Here is a 19,309-nt window from a genome sequence, read left to right as displayed (position 1 = left end):
TCTCTCCTCCTCGGAAAATGGTTTACATATACATAGAGGGCCAGACTCACGTATGAGAGCCGACCCTTACTTAAACTATATTATTCTACTTCTTTTGTTGCCGCAGTTGCATGTTGTACTGCTAGTTTTTCTTTTTCTCCACGAAGCCGTTTAATATCCACACGTATCCATAGGGATAATCCTAGTGCTACTGCAAAAAGAACAGAAAAGATGGTCATGGTTAATGAATAATTTCCAGTATTGTCATAGATAAAGGATAGTAAAATTGGTCCTACTACACCTGCCATTGCCCAAGCTGTCAAGATATAACCGTGGATAGCTCCAAGCTGTTTCGTTCCAAACAAATCGCCAATGTATGCTGGCACAGAAGCAAATCCTCCTCCATAGCATGTTAAGATTGCAAATACTAAGATTTGAAACAAGAATGGGTTCGACGCAAATGGCAACATTGTAAATGCAACAACCTGAATCACGAAAAACGCTGTATAGACATTGGGACGACCAATATAGTCACTTAATGAAGCCCAGCCAATTCTTCCCCCACCATTAAATAACCCTAGTAAACCTACCATAGCTGCAGCAGCTAGCGCAGTCATACCAGTTATCTCTTGAGCCATCGGTGAAGCTACAGCAATAATAGCAATACCACAGGTTACGTTGATAAATAACATAAACCACAACATCCAGAACCGTCTTGTCTTAACAGCTTCATTTGCTGTGAGTTGAGACAAATCTTCTTTAATCTTAATTTTTGTTTTACCAGCTTCTTGTTTTTCTACAAACCCTTCAGGAGCCCACCCCTCTGGTGGGGGTGACAAATACTGTGCAGATACTGTCATTACCACAAAATAGATGGTTCCAAGAATATAGAAAGTATAAGGTATTCCAACTGCCCCTATTAGCGCTTCAATCGCAGGTCCACTAAGCATAGCGGCAAACCCGAAGCCCATGATGGCTAATCCTGTAGCTAAACCACGTCTGTCCGGAAACCATTTTACTAATGTAGATACCGGTGATATGTATCCTATTCCAAGTCCAATCCCACCTATAAGTCCATAAAATAAATATAACAATAATAATGATTCCATCATGGTTGCAAATCCTGATCCTGCTACCCCTACTCCAAAGAAGATAGCTGCTAGCATACTAGATTTTTTAGGGCCATTCTTCTCTACAAATCTCCCCATAAAAGCTGCTGAGAAACCTAGGATGAAAATTGCAATACTAAATGCAGTTGAAACTTGTGTCTGACTCCAGCCGTATTCGTCAATCATTGGATTTGTGAACACACTCCATGCGTAAGCCGACCCAATGGACAGGTGTACCCCAAGCGCTGATGCAGCTATAAGCCACCTATTTTTTACCTTCTCCATAAACATCCTCCTTTAAATATATATGTAAGTTTTCTAAACCTATTAAGATTAGAAAACAAACTAAAAAGGAATTACATGTTAGTTTTACAGAGTTGATATTGTGACAATAGGACTTAGTATAATGAAGTGTAAATATATGGAAAGTTAATGTTTTATTCCCTATTTTCACCAAATTCTGTTTAATATGGTAACATGAAAACGATTACATAGCAACAAAAAAATTTAGCGCTTTACTCCACTAAATTATAAAAGTCTTGCACCTTTTATTGTGCAAGACTTTATGATATTGGATTATCAATGAAGAACGTCAGAACTTTTGCTTCATTGTCATCCACAGGGACGAACAGATGTGGTTTAGATCCTTGGAAACAAGCGCTATCTCCCTGTTCCATAAGATATTTAGTTCCATCGTATAGAAGGTAAATGGAGCCATCTAAAATGAAAATAAACTCATCTTGTGAATGGGTATAAGTCTCTTCACGCAGATTTAACTTCTTCGGCGTTACATGAACAATTGTCGGTTCAAATCCTGATAGTGATGATCGATTAGCCAATAGTTCATAGGAATAACCCATATTCTCGTCTCCAAATCTTGCTCTTCTGCTAGATTTTGGTAGCATCACTAAATCTTCTTCTTTCCGCTCATCTAATAACCATGAGAGAGAAACTTCAAGTGCTTCACTTATTTTTGATAATGTCGCAACTGCTGAAGCTGTTTGGCCATTCTCAATTTTTGATAGCATACTTTTTGATATTCCAACAGTATCAGCAACTTGTTGTTGTGTAAGCTTTTTTCTTAAGCGCACTTCTTTGACTTTTTTTCCAATTGTTTCTAGATTTATGACATTTCTCTCCCCTCTGACTAAGATCTTTTCTATATCATAGATGACAATTTAAACAGACGTCAAGGCCAAGCCTTTTCCGTTTATTAACTTACTTTTTCCTGTGTATTTATTATCCGTGTTCTTTTCTCGGTTACAAAAATATAAATCGACAGGATGATACAAAATAACAATGTCATATGAAATAACGTATGTAGAGTATTTGGCACAATTCCATTCATAATTGGAAGAAATGCATGTGTTTCGCCAAACATTGTATGATACCGCTCGATTCTATTTTCAGCACCAAAACCAGTGAGATAAGGCAGCCACCAATCTATTATAGCACCTGCTAAAATACAAGAAGGATGGATTACTAGCCACAATTTGATAAATATTGGATACTTTTTACCTACAAATAATAGTATTAAAAAGATAAATAAAACAACTTGTACTACACCGATTAAAGTTACTACAACCAGTTCACCGGTGGTATTTTCCTGCTTAATAGCTTCTATGTCATTCAGTTTACCAAGTGGAACCCAATCTTGAACCAACATAAAGATTAAAATCATGCCATAACCTAAGAGTAGAATTTTTTCAGATAAGCGAATATGTCGCATGTATCCCCCTCCAAACAATGAATTAATTTAAATTCTTGTTTATTCTACCATATAATTTAATGAATATTTTTATTTTTTGTAAAACATAAAAAAGGAATGTGTATTGAATATCACATTCCTTAATTTCCTTTAAGCTGTACCTTCTATAAATGCTAAAGAGCGACTTGGAAGCTTTTTACCAAGTTTATTTTGAATGAAAATAGATGCATCTTGAACCTTCTTTTCTTGAATACCTGTGCCAATCCCTAAACCATGAAGTAAGTAGAGGACGTCATTAGTTGCTACATTCCCCGCAGCTCCTGGCGCATATGGACAGCCGCCCAATCCCCCAATTGATGTGTCAAATCTTGATATACCATATTGCAACGATGTCATAATATTAGCAATTGCCATGCCTCTCGTATCATGATAATGCATAATTAACTTCTCTTTTGGAAAACGCTTGAGCACTTCATCGAGTAACCTTTCGACCTGCGAAGGAACAGCCGATCCAATTGTATCTCCTAGTGAAATATCATCCACACCGTAAGCAATCAATTGATCACATACCCGCATGACTTGGTCAGGTGATATACTTCCTTCATATGGACAGTCAAATACAGTTGAAACATAACCAGTTACTTTCTTGCCTTCTGTTTTACTCTCTTCGATTACCTGTCTTAAAACTGGATATGTGTTTTCTATTGATTTATTAATATTCTTTAGATTATGCGTTTCGCTTGCAGACATAAATACAGATGCACGATCAATACCAGCTTCAATCGCATTTTCCAGCCCTCTTATATTTGGAACTAGAGCTGAATATTCTACCTTTGGATTGCGCTTTATTCTCTTCCCCACCTCTTTTGCATCTGCTAATGCAGGTATCCATTTCGGATTTACAAAAGATGAATATTCGATTTCGCTAACCCCTGTGTTGGAGAGCATATCAATCCATGCAACCTTATCATCAGTTGAAATAAAATTATTCTCGTTTTGCAAGCCGTCACGCGGACCTACTTCTTTTAACTGAACGAAACTAGGCAATTTTTTCAAATTCTTCCCTCCTCATTATTGGGCGCCATCGTACAAGAGAATGCGCTTTCATTCATGTTGATAATCTTTATACAATAATTTATGCTACATATTTTAAAACGTTTTAATACAGCTTATTCAATTTTGTGTCGTTCTATTCAACTAAGTTGAATACAGTTTAACTAAGTATCGCGATAATGTCAACCAGACTTCTTATGAAATATCATGCATTGTTAAGGTGAATATAGTATTATAGAAAAATGGAAATACCTAAGAAGTTATCATGGAAAGGGATTATTTATGAACATAAAAGAAGAAGTAGCAAAACGAAAAACATTTGCAATCATTTCTCACCCCGATGCGGGGAAAACAACGCTAACTGAGAAATTATTATTATATGGAAATCTGATTCGTACTGCAGGTACGGTAAAAGGGAAAAAGTCTGGCAAGTTTGCTACATCAGACTGGATGGAAATTGAAAAACAACGTGGTATTTCTGTCACATCTAGTGTAATGAATTTTCCATATAAGGACTTCCAAGTCAATATTCTTGATACACCAGGGCACGAAGACTTTAGTGAGGACACATACAGAACACTTACTGCGGTGGATAGTGTTGTCATGATTATCGATTCTGTAAAGGGAATTGAAGCTCAAACTCTGAAGCTTTTCAAGGTATGTCGTATGCGTGGCATCCCAATATTTACGTTTATTAATAAATTGGACCGCGAAGGTAGAGAACCGCTAGAATTACTTGAGGAAATAGAAGAAGTTTTAGAAATCGAGACATTTCCAATGAACTGGCCTGCCGGTATGGGTAAACGATTCCTTGGAATATTTGATCGAATGAACGAACAATTTATTAAATTCAATGGGAATGAGGATGAATCCCATATTCCTTATACTGAATTAGACAACGCTGAATATACGGATATGACAACGAAAGAAGAATTTATATCTGCTAAAGACGAACTGGAGTTATTAGATGAGGCTGGTGATCAATTCTCACTTGAAGCTGTCTTAAGTGGCGAGCAAACTCCGGTATTTTTTGGTAGTGCACTGGCACCATTCGGTGTTAATGATTTCTTTGATACGTTCATCACTTACGCACCATCCCCTCAACCTAGAAAATCAACCGAGGGAGTTATTGCACCCGAACACACTGATTTCTCTGGTTTTATCTTTAAAATACAAGCCAATATGAACCCAGCCCATCGTGATCGTATTGCATTTGTCCGAGTTTGTTCTGGGAAATTTGAGCGGGGAATGAGTGTCAAACTATCTCGAACAGGTAAAGTATTTAAACTCTCCCAATCTCAGCAAATTGTCGCCTCATCCCGAGACACTATTGACGAGGCATACGCAGGAGACATCATTGGAATATATGATCCAAATGCATATCAAATTGGTGATACACTAATCGAAGGGAAAGCAAACTTTGAATTTGATGAGCTCCCTAAATTCCCACCTGAACTATTTAAGAAAGTTATGGCTAAGAATGTGATGAAGTCCAAACAGTTTAAAAAGGGAATTGAGCAATTAGTTCAAGAAGGTGCTATACAGTTATTCAAAGATAAGCGAACGGAATCTTACATTATTGGTGCAGTAGGCGAATTACAATATGAGGTATTTAAGTACCGCATGGAAAATGAATATAATGTTGAGGTTCTATTTGAATCCATTGGAGAAAGAATTCCTCGTTGGTTGAAGTCTGAACAAGTTAAAGAATCACTTTTCGATGATCGAAATCTACTAGTTCGTGACCGTGAGGATAACTACCTCGTTCTTTTCCGTAATGATTTCTCATTAAACTGGTTCAAGGATAACCATAAGGATATAGAACTAATTGACTTATTTGAAGTTAATTCCTATGGTCAAATATAATAATCACCATGGAGCAAAGGTTATGTGTTTAACCTTTGCTCCATTTTTTCCATTCGGTATAGAATTCTTCAACACTGGAATATCGTTTATCTCGGTCCTTCTCGACCGCTTTTAGAGCAATTTCATATAATTCTCTTCCAGCATCCCAATGTTCAAAAGAATGATTACTATCACTACCAATTAAGCAGAACGCAGTACATCCCATATTGAATACATTTGTACGTTCATCAATGTATTCGTTTAACTGAAACTCTTCTGGAGACATAAAGCGAGATGATCCCCACATCCTTCCCATCAAATTCTGGAATGGCTTCTTCCTATAAAGATCGATATCACAGATCTTTAACCGATCTGTACTGAAATCATATAGAATACTTCCATCATAAAAATCAATAGCTACATAATCGTTCTTTTCGACATGAACATGAAATTCTAAAATCTGCCGAAAAGATTTTAATCGTTTCTTTACCGATAATTGCTTGAACCGATAAAAAGATGAACCCGGGTGCTCATATTTATCTGGTGGAGGAAATTCCCAGTGATTGTGAAGAGTTTCCCCAGAGAACCAATTAAAGATTAAAGCATATCCCTGTTTAGTCTCAAAATGCTCAAGTAAATTTACCAAGTTTGGGTGCTTTAATTCTTGATACAATGGTACGGATTGTTTCAGATTCTGTATGGCAATATTAGAATTAACGGAAGCATGAATAGTATTAGCCCCTGCATATTTCACAAACCGTTTCTCTCCATTTTTCTCCACTCCGAAACTGATATTGCCAGAGTCTTGTTGATCGAACACACAAAATACCGTTCCTATTTTTTCTAACCATGCAAAGTCATGGTCTTTTTTCAAATGAATTGCAACATTACCTACTCGCTTTATTATAAAGAGCCACCCCTATTAAGCTATGACATATATCAAGAAACGTAAGGCTTAGTATTATTTAAACTTTTAAGTCTTTCACGGGATTTACTAGACTCGTAAATCCATCAATGTGACATTCAACTACATCGCCATCTGATACCTTTATCGCTCCAGGTGTTCCAGTAGAAATAATGTCACCTGGTTTCAAGGTCATCACCTTTGAATGAAACGAGACTAAATCCATTGGTTTGAACGTCATATTCTCTACGATATTCTTCCGGTGTACTTCACCATTTATAACAGTGGATACTTGTAGTTTTGATATATCTTCCACCTCATCAATCGTTACTAATTGCGGACCAAAGCTAAAAAATGTATCAAAACTTTTGGCTCGAGTTAAGTATCGTGGGTTTTTCTCCAAGATGTCCTCTGCCGTCATATCTATAATGGTTGTATAGCCAGCGATTACATTCGGAACTTCCTCTGGCTCAATATTTTTACACTCTTTACCAATAATAATACCTAATTCCGCTTCAGCAGTAGTACGATAGGATTGATATGGGATTTCTATCGCATCACCTTGTCCGATAATCGTTGTATCAGGCTTCATAAAGCTTGCAGGTTCTGTATTCGGTGCAACTTCATGTAAGTCAGAAGCATGTTCTACATAGTTTAGTCCTATTCCCCAAATCTTTCCAGGGTGACGATAAAGAGGGCCATAGTTTACTTCTTGATGTGGAATTAAGTCTGAGGATGTTTTCAATAATATCATTTCTTCTTTTTCTTTAATAAAGTCTATTAATGCTTCTAGCTTTTCCGTTTTTACAAGTTCAAATAAGTCAGTTGGCCAAAGTACATTTAGTCGCTCGTTTAATAGTTTTACTGGTAATAATCCTTCATAAAATACAATGGAAGCTTGTTCTTTCTCTTGGTATAATATTGTCGCTAATCTCATACTTCACTCTCCCCTACATATTTTTTAGATAGTTTATATACTAGATCTCCATTCTGAAATGACAGGTTAAATTTATTAATAATAGAATATTCAACATTAGGGGGAATTTTCTCCAATGCAGACTCAGAAACTATCAAACGATTGATATGTAACGTATTTGCAATTTGAATGATTATTCCCTCCTCCCGTTTAAAGTTAGGACCTAGGCTCAAAAAAGCTTGTTCGATTGCCTCCTGCTCCGTCGAATATATTAACGGTAACATTGCCCTACGTAAAAAAGTAGTAGTAATAGTGTTCATATAAGTCACCTGTTTGTCTACCTTTTCAACTAATTTCTCAGTCGTAAAGTCTGCAAGTCCAATCCCTTGAGCATTACCATGGGACTTTTCAGCGAGGTCTAATACTGTAATTCTTCTAATCTTCGGGTTTGTTGGTTCTTGAACACCGTCAATTCTTATACGTCCAATTATATTGGGGTCCATTCCTGTTCCACTATAAACTTTTCCCATTTCCTCTACTATTAGTAAATCTATCTCACTTACTGGTAAGGATGGCATTAGATCTTTCGATTGCTTAAGTAACTCCCCTTCCTCTTCATGCCAGTTTTCTTTCGATACCCCTTTAATAATCGCTGTTTGCTCGTAACTATCTTCCACGATAGCAAGTCCCATGCATATAGGTGAATTTTCTAAAGCAAACTTTGAACCCTCTACGATATTATATTCCATTCGTTCTGCACCCTGACTATGAACAAAGCTTGCCCCTTTCTGTTTACCTAATCCAACCATAACCATTTTACTTAAGCCACTTTCAATTTTGCCACTGAAAGCCGTATGAGCTTTCACTCGATTGATGACTATAATAGCATCTGCTTCATAGGCAAATTTGTCCATATAAACCGGTAATTCTCCAGTGACTTCCCCTAGGTTTACAACATCCATAGAAGATTTGATTGGTGCATCTATTGTATCTTCCGTAATCCCAAGTTGATACAATACAGCTAGTTGACCTTCAGCTGTTGCTCCACCGTGGCTCCCCATAGCAGGTACAATGAAGGGAAACAATTGTTTATCTTTTAGATAGGATACAACTTCCCTCAAGATAACAACAATATTATCTATCCCCCTACTACCCGCTGTTATAGCAACACGGGAACCTGCTGGTAGACCTTTTAGTTCTGTGTTTTTTGATAGTTCCTCACGTATTGTTTCTCTTAGATTATGAATCTTGGACGATTTAAATTTCTGTTCTATCTCATATAAAATCATCCTATCACCCCCTAACGGCAACCAAAGTTAATTATCAGTATACATTATAGTTTCTAAATATTCACTAGAGATAGGTAGAATATTAAGCACATAGATTTCGAACATCTAGTACTCTTAATGAAGTTGTGTCTGTACAACTACATTAAGATTTTATTTATGGGGAAAGAAAACTCTAATTGGTGATACTAAATTAGGAGGTGTTCTTGTGGAAAAAAATTTAAGCGAATACCGTACTGGTCAGGGAGTACCTGTAGAAGGTACCTACATTTGCCAATCAGGTGCAAAAGCAACGCTAAACAAGGAAGATTTATTCCCCCAATGCCCTGTTAGCAATCAAGATACTTATTGGAATCATGACAATAGTGAATCCTAACCCTAAGAAAACTAACACAACTATATAAAAATGTGTTAGTTTTCTTATTATGATTGAAAGGAGTAACTAAAAAAACTTTGTTTATAGAAATAACAAAGTTTTTAATAAATAATTATTTAATTCAACGCTTCCGTACCAACTAGAACATCTTTTGCCCATTTAATTGATTGTTTGTACAAATCACTGAATTTATCGCCATTTAATCCAACTTCCAAGACAATACGATCTATCTCAGACCATTCCCCTTTTTCTGCAGCAAAAACTAGATCCTTCACAGGGGTTAAAGAAGTCTCTTCTCCTAAAAGGGTCTGCTTAATCTCTTGATCAAGTGGTAACTTATTTAATATTTGTCCTAATGGTTGTTTAAAAATAGTTTCTACCAGAGAGAATAGCCCCGCAATAAAAGCACTTGAACTCTGACTTCTCTTACCAATAGATATGTTAATTAACTCACTTGCTTTCGCTCTAGTTAGACTTAGTTTAATTACTTCTTCCATAATAAAATCGGTTTTGTTAAGATGTTCACGAAATGACAAGACATACACCCATTTTCTGAGCTCAATTAACCCAAGTAATACGATTGCTTGCTTAATTGACTTAATTTTATAGACAAGGCCAATAGCAGGAGAATTGAGTAAACGAAGAAGCTTATAAGATAAAGAAACATCAGATTCAATAAAAGTAGTTAATTTATCTATATCTGGCTCTTCCTTGGAAAGCTCCGAAATAATTACAAATAAGTTATGATTTAAAATAGGTAAATCACTTGTTCTTAATATTACTGGTTTACTAAAGAAATATCCTTGAAAAAATGTATACCCATCTTTTAAACATTGCTCATATTCTTCTCTGGTTTCAACCTTTTCTGCTAAAAAGATCATATTATACTTATTTAGCGCTTTCATAATCTTCAGTTGTTCTAATCGACTACTTTTTTGTACATCAATTTTAACAATATCCGCTAATTCAATAAGCTTCCAATAATAAGGATCATTATCTCGCAATTCAAAATCATCAAGAGCAATTTTATACCCTTGAGCTTTTAATATTCTACAATTTTCGATGATTCTTTCTGTCGGTCTAACCGTTTCTAATACTTCGATAACCATTAATTCTGGCTGCAGGAAAGTAGGAAAAGTATTTTCTAGTAATGTTTCCGTAAAATTAATAAAGCAAGGTTTTCCTTCGGTTATTTCTTCGATACCTATTTGCAATAAACTGTTAATTACTTCTGAGGTGGCTTGATCAAAATCACCATTTGAATATAAATTGTCATGTTTATTACTACGGTATAGTAACTCGTAAGCAAATATCTCTTGCTTTCTAGTTAAAATCGGTTGCCTGGCAACATAAACCTCCACAGTCCCACCTCGAATTTAGTCATTTTATAGTAAAATAATACCATAAATTTGACAGTAATAGCCAGATTTTATTAAATTTTGCCTAAGATAGGTTTTAATATTAATTAAGTGAAGTTCTTTATTCCTAAAGGTTTACAATATTAATTGCGGTATAAATCTATATTAATTTAAAACAATAGAGGAAACGAATCCAATATTCGTACCTCTATTATTATTCAACAGCTACGTCACGGAACATAAAGTTCATTTGTTGCTTACCACCTGTTATAACTAGAGTATCGATCTGTGCAGTTTTTTCATTCAACGTAGCTGGAAGCTTATACGCTTTCCAATCACTAGTCAATAAAATCATTGGAGTAGTGTGTTCATTTATAAATCTGCCTTTAGAATCCGTTTCTACCAATTTCAGAAAAACTGTTCCATCCCCTTGCAAGGTCACTTTAAATGTCATATCTTTACCTTTTTTGATTTGAACCGGGGTATAAATGAACCCTTCCTCTGACTTTTCGCCCATCGTCTTCACTTGAAAAGTCGCTTGTTCAATTTCCTCTACCGTTGCTCCTACTCCAAAATATTTGGTTTTAGATTCTTCATATGCTAACACATTACTATCAGCAATAAGAACAATGAACAAAACTACAACTAATGTAGTTAACCATCTTTTCATCTTTTACCTCCTAGTTGTTTTTCGTATATACCTTTTTATTTTAAATAAGGATTTATATTATCTATAATCCCCTTCAGATTTTTAGCTTGCTCGGTGTACATTTGTTTGGCAGACTGATTTTCAGTTTGTAATGCAAAACTTTCAAAGTCAGCTTGTAATTTTTTAAGTGTTGAAGCAATTAGTGGGCGTTGTTTTTCCACTTCTTGCTTTAGATTATCCACATAGAGGTCAACAAAAAGGTTTCCTTTCGAATCCACTTGAGCCAAAAAGACATCACTAATATCTAGTGCCCCCTGCTTTTGGACTTCCCCTAGTAACCATTCTCTGGAATATCCTAATTTCGCTAAACTATTCTTCATAATCTGACCATCTGATATCACAATAGTTGGCCCATGCTCTTGTTCCAATTTCAATCCTACATCTTGTGGTGTGATAGGTTGCACTTCTGTCTTTTTAAGAACGCTTAATTGACCATTTGTTTCAAACACTGCCATTTCAACATCTTCCAATTTAAATATATCCTTCTCACGTAATAATAGTAGTAATTCCTCAACTGCCATATGATTTTTTCGCAAGTTCTTCTCCATTATCTTCCCTTTTTCAATCACCACATCCGCCCGACCATCAGTAATAGTTAAAAATACTTTGGACTTCATTCCTAAATAACCTAAGATTAATGGAATACCCCCCCATAAGATAAGTGCAATTACGCCATTTGACATTTTAATCCCCTGATCGACAGCCATACTTGCAGCAATGGACCCAATGGTTATTCCAACACAGTAATCAAAGAATGTTAACTGGGAAACTTGTTTTTTACCCATTATACGAGCCATTATTAATAAAATCCCAAAAGCCGTCAACGAGCGAATAATTGTTAGAATATATTCAGGCACTTGCTATCCTCCATACTATTTTTGAAATATATGTAAGCATTTTATAGTATTGGACATTCTAGAAATAACATACAACATGGAGGGTACTTATGAATAAAAAATTCTTTATCCTTTTCGGTTTTCTGTTAATTTTAACTGCGTGTAATAAACCCATTGCCGGTGAACACTTCTTTAATAAAATCGAGGATATTGAACAAGTTGTTAAAGAAGAGGATTGGAAATCTACTGATGCTTACTTAAATGAATTTCAAAGTTACTATGAAAAGAATATTTGGAAACTACAGTTACTTGGGGATGAAAATGAATATGAAGGTTTACATGAGAGTTTAGAACGATTAATTGCATCCATTAATGAACAAGATACTACACAATCATTAATAGAATTAGCGACGATAAGAGCATACCTGGAAGAAATATATTCTATGTAAGTCGAAATTTACTGAACAAAAAAGGATACCTTGACTACCCAAGATATCCTCTTCTTACATTGAAGATTTATCTCTATTTTCTTTCAACCGCACGAAACGTTCTAGTTTATTTAGCTCGAAAAAAAGCTCAATTATACTATTTGCTATAGGAAATACAATCGCCCACTTAGAAAATTCAGCCCCTTGTAATTCCTCAATCAAATTATTAATAGTTACTTGCATAGCTGCTTTTGTTTCTTTTTGCAGATCTTTATCTAATATAATTTTCTCTTCATAAAGTAGTAGAATATTTTCACTATAAGCGTTAATTTCTTGTACAAGCTTTTTAATCAAATATGATTTATTACTTGGCATCAGTTCAATTTCATTAATATTTTTCTCTAACTCTCGTATTAAGGTGTGTTTTTTACCTAGCACTTGAATCATATGTTTGTAGATAATAATGCTACGAAAGAAACTAAGTCGTTTGCGAATAAACAAACGATTGCGTTCATCCGATATAATTTCATAGTAATTTTTTGCATCATTAATAAGTTTCTCTGCTTCCTTATCCTCAGCTCGCATTTGTGGTACACTCATTGTTTTATTTGAGATTACTCGTAGTAAAAAGTTTGTTTGTTCACTAGCACTTTTTATTAAATTAAATAGGATTTTTTTGTGGTCTGGCGGCATTACTAGAGCGTTGATGATAAAAGCTGCTAATACCCCAATAGCAACTAAAGATAGCCTTTCGATTATATACCAATAACTTACTCCATCTTCTCCACCAAGCATCATTGTTATAATTGTTAACACTGTTAAACTTACAGTCTTGGTAAGACCAAGTTTGATATTAATAGCAATTGACATGATCACAACTGCCCCAACTGAAAGTGGATGACTACCTATTAGGAAATAACCACCTAATGCAAAGATTATTCCAATACTGTTAGAAATAACTACTTCTTTTATATAAGCGTATGATCTCATGATGGATGGTTGCATTGCTAGTACTGCTGCAATCGCAGCAACAATCTCTAAATCTAGTTTTAGAAGGTCGGTAACAATCAATGTTAATGCGACCGCAAGACCCGTCTTTACCATACGCGGGCCAATGTTAAATTCCATGTTTTGCACCTCAAGTAAATAATCCAGAAAAGAGATTATTAAAGATAGACTTATTATAGTGACTTATTCTATAAAATTCAATCACTATTATGTTTAAACTATTCGACAAAAAAATATTATAAATCATCTGGGATCAATTTTTACAGATTTCAAGAGAAAAAAGGTGCAGAGGCTTCATATAGCCCTCTGCACCTGTTCTTTGAAAAAGATTAATTGTAATTAATTGTTACCTTTACCTTTACCTTTTCCTTTACCCTTGCCTTTACCTTTTCCTTTACCTTTATCATCTTCTTCATCACTTCCGTCAGTAATGAACAGCTTACCAGTAGCTTGTGCGCGAGATTCATTACCGAAGTCATCTACCGCGATAACTTCAACTATTGCTCCTTCAGCAACAATACCACTTGGTACAGTCCAGTAAGCGACATAGTGACCTTCAGACATTTCGGTTAATGGCAGCTCTGTTACGTTAGATGTTCCCATATTAGTTAGTGGTAAGTGAACAACAAAGGAAGCATCTAATCCTGTTTCACTGTCAAAGGTAATCATTACAGTTTCACCAGCTTGAAGTGTTTGGTCCTCAGCAGGAGTCACATTTTCAATGACTGGTGCAGTAAAGTCTGCAATCACTGTAAAGGTTTGCGTTGTTGTATTACCAGCTGCATCAGTAGCAACTACCTCTACAACATTTTCCCCTTCATCAAGTAAGATACGCTTAGAGAAGGCTCCTGCTTCAACAGGTGCTTCTTGTCCGTTAACAGTTACAGAAGAAAGGTTAACATCATTAACTGTACCTTGAACAGTTAATGTCTCACGATTTGTTTTATCACCGTCTTCAACATTAGCAATGTTCAATTCTGGTGCAATCGTGTCCAGAGTTACCGTTACTGCCTCAGACTCAGTAGCTTCTTCACCATTGATATAAGTAACTACTTGAAGTTCGTTTTCACCTTCAGCTAAATCGATATCAAAGTTAAATACTCCATCATCACCTACTTCTGCTGAGCCAGTTTCTACACCATTATTTAATAGTGTTACAGAAGTTGTAGGTGAAGCAGTTCCTTCAACAGTTACAGCAGTTTCATTTGTAAATTCACCATGAGTAGGAGATGTGATTACTGGATCGCTTACACCATATGCGACACGGGCACGAATCATGTAGTTCCCCTCAGCTGCCGGTGATGGTGACCAAGCTCCACCTACTAATTGATAGCTTCTACCAGCATTAGTACCATTTTCATCAGTTGCTAATCCTGGTACATTTGGATTTGGAGCAGTTTGGATGTATACCATAAAGAAGTCACCATTCACTTGGATGTTATGTTCACTTAAGTCAACAACCGTCCACTCGTTTAAATCACGAACTGCTTCTGCATCAATTGGACCAGCTAATTTCTCAGCAGGTAGTCCATCTTCGCCAGCACTCCAAACCTCTACAGCGAACGGTGTATCACCAGGAACTGGCCAGTCAGTACCGTGGAATTGGAATACTCCATCGGTTACAATTGCTTGTTCTTTTCCTTCTGGAAGAGACATTTTAACTGCCCAACCATTGCCAGCGTCATAGAAAGCACGCGCATTTTCTGCTGTTCCATCATCATAACCAATTTCTCCACCAGGAATTGTAAAGAATGGTTCTAATGCGATATTAAGAGTTTTGTTTTGATCAAATGTTACTTCTAATTCTTGACCATAATAGTCTTGAGCAAGAACCTTTAATGTGTACGTTCCTTCATATGCAGTAATCGAGAAGTTCCCATTTTCATCTGTTTGAACAGGTGCAACGTTTGAATCTTCTACAAGTATTAAAGTAGCTCCCGCAATTGGGTTACCAGACTTATCACTTGTAACCGTACCAGAAACTGTTGCCTTTGGTAACTCTTCTAGTACAAAGTTTGCAGTTGCAGTTCCATCTTCTACAACAGTTACACTTTGTTCTTCTGCAGCGAATCCATAAGTTTCAGCAACCAAAGTGTAAGTACCAGCAGGAAGTGTCATTCTATATGAACCATCTTGTGGATTTGTAGAAACTGAACGTCCATTTTCTAAAACTGACACTGTAGCTCCTAACGGCAATCCACTAGTTTGATTAACTGCAGGATTCATTGAAACTGAGTCATCTTTTGTTGGTTGAACAGCAGCCTCCTTAGAAGCGTTATTCTTTTCTAATGCTGCTTCTTTTTCTTTTTCTGCTGCATCATCTTGTTTTGTAAATTTCTCACTAGCAGGGTTGTTTGCTAGATTTAGAGAAGTATCAGATATCGCAACATCATCAATATACCAGCCTAGTTTTGTTACACTACCATCAGAGTAGCCATAAAATCCAACATATATAGATTGCCCAGCATATTCTGATAAATCTACTTCCGCATCTTGCCATTCCATTGCACTTCCATGGAATTCCGCCAACGTTGTCCACTCAACTAAATCAGTAGATACAACAATTTGACCATAATCCCAAGCTCTTCCAGTAGATGATTGTTCAAATTCATGCCAGCTCTTTAATTGTAGATATGCTCCTTCATCAGGAACGCTCACAACTGGCATAATTAATGTACCATCCATACGTACAGGATATTCTCCACCTAAATTTGTAGCATAAACATTTACACCGGATACAGCTTCATTCGGTCCTGAAGTTGGTTCGCCCAGATCCCAAACGTTATTCGTACCAATTAGAGTCCAACCTTGAGGATCAGATTCGAAATCCTCAGAGTAACCTACCGTAATACCTTCACTTAGAGAAATGACATATTCTTCGCTCTCCACTGTATTACCAGCATAGTCTCGAACAGCCCACTTGTAAGTAAACGATTCACCAGTTACATGTTCACCTGGAACAAGAGTAGAGAATGTAGCTTCTAGATCACTTCCTGATTCAAGTTCAGCTTCGAGTTCCTGCCATTCACCATTTGCATTTAGGAAGTGTAGAGTAGCCCCACCTACTAATAAATCATCTTGAACATTCACATTTAAGTTCAAAGGCATTCCAACATATGCAACTCCTGGTGGTGTATGGTCGAATGTTGGAGGTACTTCATCGTTACTATATTGAGATTCGTTTGTTAGTGCAACATCATCAATATACCATCCATCTCTGGTTACACTTCCATCAGAGTACGTATAGAATCCAACATAGACTCGTTGCCCTAGGTAATCTCTTAAGTCTGCTTCAATATTACTCCAACCATCTGAAGTTCCCGCAAATTCTTCTACGACAGTCCAGTTTTCTAAATCGGTTGAAATCACTAATTGTCCGTAGTCCCAAGCTCTTCCTGAAGAACTCATTTCAAAGTTGTGCCAGCTCTTAAATTGTAAGAAAGAGTCTCCCTCAGCTGGAACATCAACTGGAGGCATAATAAGATGTGCATCCATGCGACTTGCATAAGGACCAGCTAAATTAGTAGCATATAAGTTTTCACCGGAGAAAGCTTCACCTGGTCCAGAAGTAGGTGCTCCCCACTCCCATGAGTTATTCGAACCAGTCTTTTGCCATCCTACAGGATTCGCTTCAAAGTTCTCAAAGTAACCGTTTGTAATACCCGCTTTTACTTCAACGGAGTACTCTTCACTATTTACTTCGTTGTTACCAAAGTCATTAATAATCCAACTATAAGTAAATGAACCAACCTCTAGTGAATCTCCTGGAATTGTTACACTATATTCACCAGATTTGTAGTCTCCAGATTTACGTGTAGCTTCAAATAGTTGGTCACCTGCTTGTAATTGAACGGATGTAATACTAATGTTATCACTAACATTAATGTCTAGCTCAAGGTCAAGTCCGGCATAAGTTTCAGGTGGAGCTTCATGTTGAAATACAGGTGCTTCTGTATCTTCACCGTCCATCGTTACTTGCCCTTCAACTGAACCTAGTCCATCAGCAATGGTAGAAACTGCAGCAAAAGCATCAACAATTCCATGTCCATACCCATTATTCGGACTTTCTGGATATTCAGCATCTGTTCTTGGTACTGCTGTATCCATTAGCAACTGTTCCATATCATCAACAGACAGACTCGAGTTAGCAGAACGGAGTAATGCTACTACTCCTGCCACTGCCGGAGTTGCCATTGACGTTCCATTATAACTAGCATATCCACCACCTGGTATAGATGAACGTACTGCCACCCCAGGCGCAGATACTTCTGGCTTAATCTCTCCATATGGAGATGGACCTCTTAGTGAAAAACTTGCAAGCATATCATTATTATCTGTAGCTCCAACAGCAAATGATTCTGGATAGTTTGCTGGTGTTGCAACAGAACCTGGGCCTCCAGGATTAAATAACGTCGTATTACCAGCAGCAAAAGCTGGGAATATTTCTGCTGCACGCCAAGCGGTCACTATATCACGATAGAATTCATCAATTCCAGCTCCTCCACCCCATGAGTTATTGACTACATCTGGGGCCTTAGAAGCATCTCCACCTGGCTCCATAATCCATTGGCCAGCTTCGATTAGATCTGTATCATAAGCACCGTCTGCTGTAAATGCTTGTACAGCAATCCACTTTGCACCTGGTGCAACACCAACTTGGTTAGACCCACTTGACTCACTACCTACCATCGTACCCATGGTATGTGTTCCGTGGCCATCAATATCGTATGGTACTGTTTGTCCATTTACAGGGTCAAAAAAGCTGTAAGTGTGGTCAACTTCACCAGTTGACGCATCATAACCACGATATTTTTCCATTAATGCTGGATGTTCCCAGTCAACACCGGTATCGATATTAGCAACTACTGCACCAGAACCATCAATACCAAGTCCCCATACAGCTGGTGCATTGACACGGTCAACGTTCCATTCAATATTCTGTGTATTAGCACTAGGAGTTATCTCTCCTGCTAATTCAGTTTTAATTAACTGACGCTTTTCATTCGGAAGAATTTTTTCTACCTCTGAGAAGCTTGCAATTTTTTCAGCTACTTCCTTTGTAGCAGTAACTGCTATTGCATTTACAATGTAAAATTCTTTAATGTCTTCTGCGTTCCCATTTAATGCCTCTTTTTCTAGGAAACTTGCAACATTACGTTGAGAAGTTATCGCTGTTGCTTTCAGTTCAGAAATAACAGCGGATCGTTGTGCTAATTCTTGATTAAAAGCTGAAAGGCTTGCACTTTTTGCTTTTGAGCGTGCATCCTGAGCAACCTTCATCGGGTCTGCTTTTTCTTTAAATTTAATTAAAAATGTGACTTTCTCATCTTTGTCAAATGACTTCAACAAGCTATTGCTAACTTTAGCTTCTACAACTTCTTTGGAATCAACTAAAGAAGTGTGTGGCGTAGCATTAGTATTAGCTTGTGCACCAGCAAAGGCTGGAGCAAACAATGAGAAGATCATCAGGATAGTCGCAATTATACTAAATCCTCTTGCCTGTTTTCTTCTTTTCAAAGAATATTCCTCCCCCAAATCTTATTTTAGAAACAAAAAAACCAAACTTGCCTCCTTTCCTTGAAAAGTAAGAACATGTCTGGTTGTTGAATTTCTCTCTAGTTGTTGTATCCACTATAAGCTATGGAGTTTGTCATATTCTGTCTAATTTTGTCATCATTTTTTGAATTTTTAAAAAATGAATATTTATCCCTATATAATTATTATCCTCTAGTGTGATAAAAGTTGTGAGTTTCTTGTTAAACAGAATCATAAACCCTTATAAATAGGGGTTTTT

At 36.6% G+C, this 19,309-nt stretch carries 15 protein-coding genes; 3 read left to right on the top strand and 12 right to left on the bottom strand.

The window, feature by feature from the left end; all coding sequences use genetic code 11:
• Positions 1 to 80: 80 nt before the first annotated feature.
• The 4 genes from TE34_RS17160 to TE34_RS17145 all read right to left on the bottom strand — a co-directional run bounded on the left by TE34_RS17160 (position 81) and on the right by TE34_RS17145 (position 3,852).
• Complete coding sequence (locus tag TE34_RS17160) at positions 81 to 1,373, bottom strand: L-lactate MFS transporter (protein ID WP_047986040.1); 1,293 nt, start codon at positions 1,371 to 1,373, stop codon at positions 81 to 83.
• 278 nt (positions 1,374 to 1,651) lie between these two features.
• Entirely contained in the window at positions 1,652 to 2,200 is a 549-nt protein-coding gene (locus TE34_RS17155) for a helix-turn-helix domain-containing protein (protein WP_269083196.1), read from the bottom strand.
• Between the two features lie 101 nt (positions 2,201 to 2,301).
• Positions 2,302 to 2,817, bottom strand: a complete 516-nt coding sequence (locus TE34_RS17150; RefSeq protein WP_047986038.1) for a hypothetical protein — start codon at positions 2,815 to 2,817, stop codon at positions 2,302 to 2,304.
• 129 nt (positions 2,818 to 2,946) lie between these two features.
• Complete coding sequence (locus TE34_RS17145; RefSeq protein WP_047986037.1) at positions 2,947 to 3,852, bottom strand: hydroxymethylglutaryl-CoA lyase; 906 nt, start codon at positions 3,850 to 3,852, stop codon at positions 2,947 to 2,949.
• Positions 3,853 to 4,131: 279 nt separating this feature from the next.
• On the opposite strand from TE34_RS17145, the gene TE34_RS17140 reads away from it, so the two are divergent.
• Entirely contained in the window at positions 4,132 to 5,715 is a 1,584-nt protein-coding gene (locus tag TE34_RS17140) for a peptide chain release factor 3 (RefSeq protein ID WP_047986036.1), read from the top strand.
• 28 nt (positions 5,716 to 5,743) lie between these two features.
• Here the strand turns inward: TE34_RS17140 and TE34_RS17135 are convergent, their stop codons facing one another.
• The 3 genes from TE34_RS17135 to TE34_RS17125 are packed head-to-tail and all read right to left on the bottom strand — an operon-like array spanning position 5,744 to position 8,803.
• The gene (locus TE34_RS17135) at positions 5,744 to 6,601 is read right to left on the bottom strand and encodes a protein kinase domain-containing protein (RefSeq protein WP_047986035.1); all 858 of its coding nucleotides are present in this window, start codon (positions 6,599 to 6,601) and stop codon (positions 5,744 to 5,746) included.
• 58 nt (positions 6,602 to 6,659) lie between these two features.
• Positions 6,660 to 7,535, bottom strand: a complete 876-nt coding sequence (locus TE34_RS17130; RefSeq protein WP_047986034.1) for a fumarylacetoacetate hydrolase family protein — start codon at positions 7,533 to 7,535, stop codon at positions 6,660 to 6,662.
• The gene (locus tag TE34_RS17125) at positions 7,532 to 8,803 is read right to left on the bottom strand and encodes a nickel pincer cofactor-dependent isomerase, group 22 (RefSeq protein ID WP_047986033.1); all 1,272 of its coding nucleotides are present in this window, start codon (positions 8,801 to 8,803) and stop codon (positions 7,532 to 7,534) included. The genes TE34_RS17130 and TE34_RS17125 overlap by 4 nt, the downstream gene beginning before the upstream one ends.
• 205 nt (positions 8,804 to 9,008) lie before the next feature.
• Here TE34_RS17125 and TE34_RS21285 point away from each other — a divergent pair, with 205 nt between their 5' ends.
• Positions 9,009 to 9,176, top strand: coding sequence for a hypothetical protein (locus tag TE34_RS21285; RefSeq protein ID WP_169749112.1), 168 nt, complete (start codon positions 9,009 to 9,011; stop codon positions 9,174 to 9,176).
• A gap of 116 nt (positions 9,177 to 9,292) precedes the next feature.
• Here the strand turns inward: TE34_RS21285 and TE34_RS17120 are convergent, their stop codons facing one another.
• The 3 genes from TE34_RS17120 to TE34_RS17110 form a co-directional block, all read right to left on the bottom strand.
• On the bottom strand, positions 9,293 to 10,537 hold the full coding sequence (locus TE34_RS17120; protein WP_047986032.1) for an EAL and HDOD domain-containing protein: 1,245 nt from the start codon (positions 10,535 to 10,537) through the stop codon (positions 9,293 to 9,295).
• 211 nt (positions 10,538 to 10,748) lie between these two features.
• A complete protein-coding gene (locus TE34_RS17115; RefSeq protein ID WP_047986031.1) occupies positions 10,749 to 11,204 on the bottom strand; it encodes a hypothetical protein in 456 nt (151 codons plus the stop codon).
• 35 nt (positions 11,205 to 11,239) lie between these two features.
• Positions 11,240 to 12,100, bottom strand: coding sequence for a DUF421 domain-containing protein (locus tag TE34_RS17110; protein ID WP_047986030.1), 861 nt, complete (start codon positions 12,098 to 12,100; stop codon positions 11,240 to 11,242).
• 89 nt (positions 12,101 to 12,189) lie between these two features.
• On the opposite strand from TE34_RS17110, the gene TE34_RS17105 reads away from it, so the two are divergent.
• On the top strand, positions 12,190 to 12,528 hold the full coding sequence (locus TE34_RS17105; protein ID WP_047986029.1) for a DUF4363 family protein: 339 nt from the start codon (positions 12,190 to 12,192) through the stop codon (positions 12,526 to 12,528).
• A 54-nt stretch (positions 12,529 to 12,582) separates the two neighbouring features.
• On the opposite strand, the gene TE34_RS17100 is transcribed toward TE34_RS17105, so the two are convergent.
• Both TE34_RS17100 and TE34_RS21545 read right to left on the bottom strand, forming a co-directional pair.
• Positions 12,583 to 13,635 (bottom strand): FUSC family protein, encoded by a 1,053-nt coding sequence (locus TE34_RS17100; RefSeq protein ID WP_047986028.1) that lies wholly within the window; start codon positions 13,633 to 13,635, stop codon positions 12,583 to 12,585.
• 219 nt (positions 13,636 to 13,854) lie between these two features.
• Positions 13,855 to 19,032: a S8 family peptidase gene (locus tag TE34_RS21545; protein ID WP_053075122.1), complete on the bottom strand. Its 5,178-nt coding sequence runs from the start codon at positions 19,030 to 19,032 to the stop codon at positions 13,855 to 13,857.
• Positions 19,033 to 19,309 lie beyond the last annotated feature (277 nt).

This window comes from Ornithinibacillus californiensis, from assembly GCF_001038485.1.
Taxonomy (GTDB): Bacteria; Bacillota; Bacilli; order Bacillales; family Amphibacillaceae; genus Ornithinibacillus; species Ornithinibacillus californiensis.
Note: the sequence above shows the minus strand (reverse complement) of the source record. Positions and strands in the feature narration are given on the sequence as shown.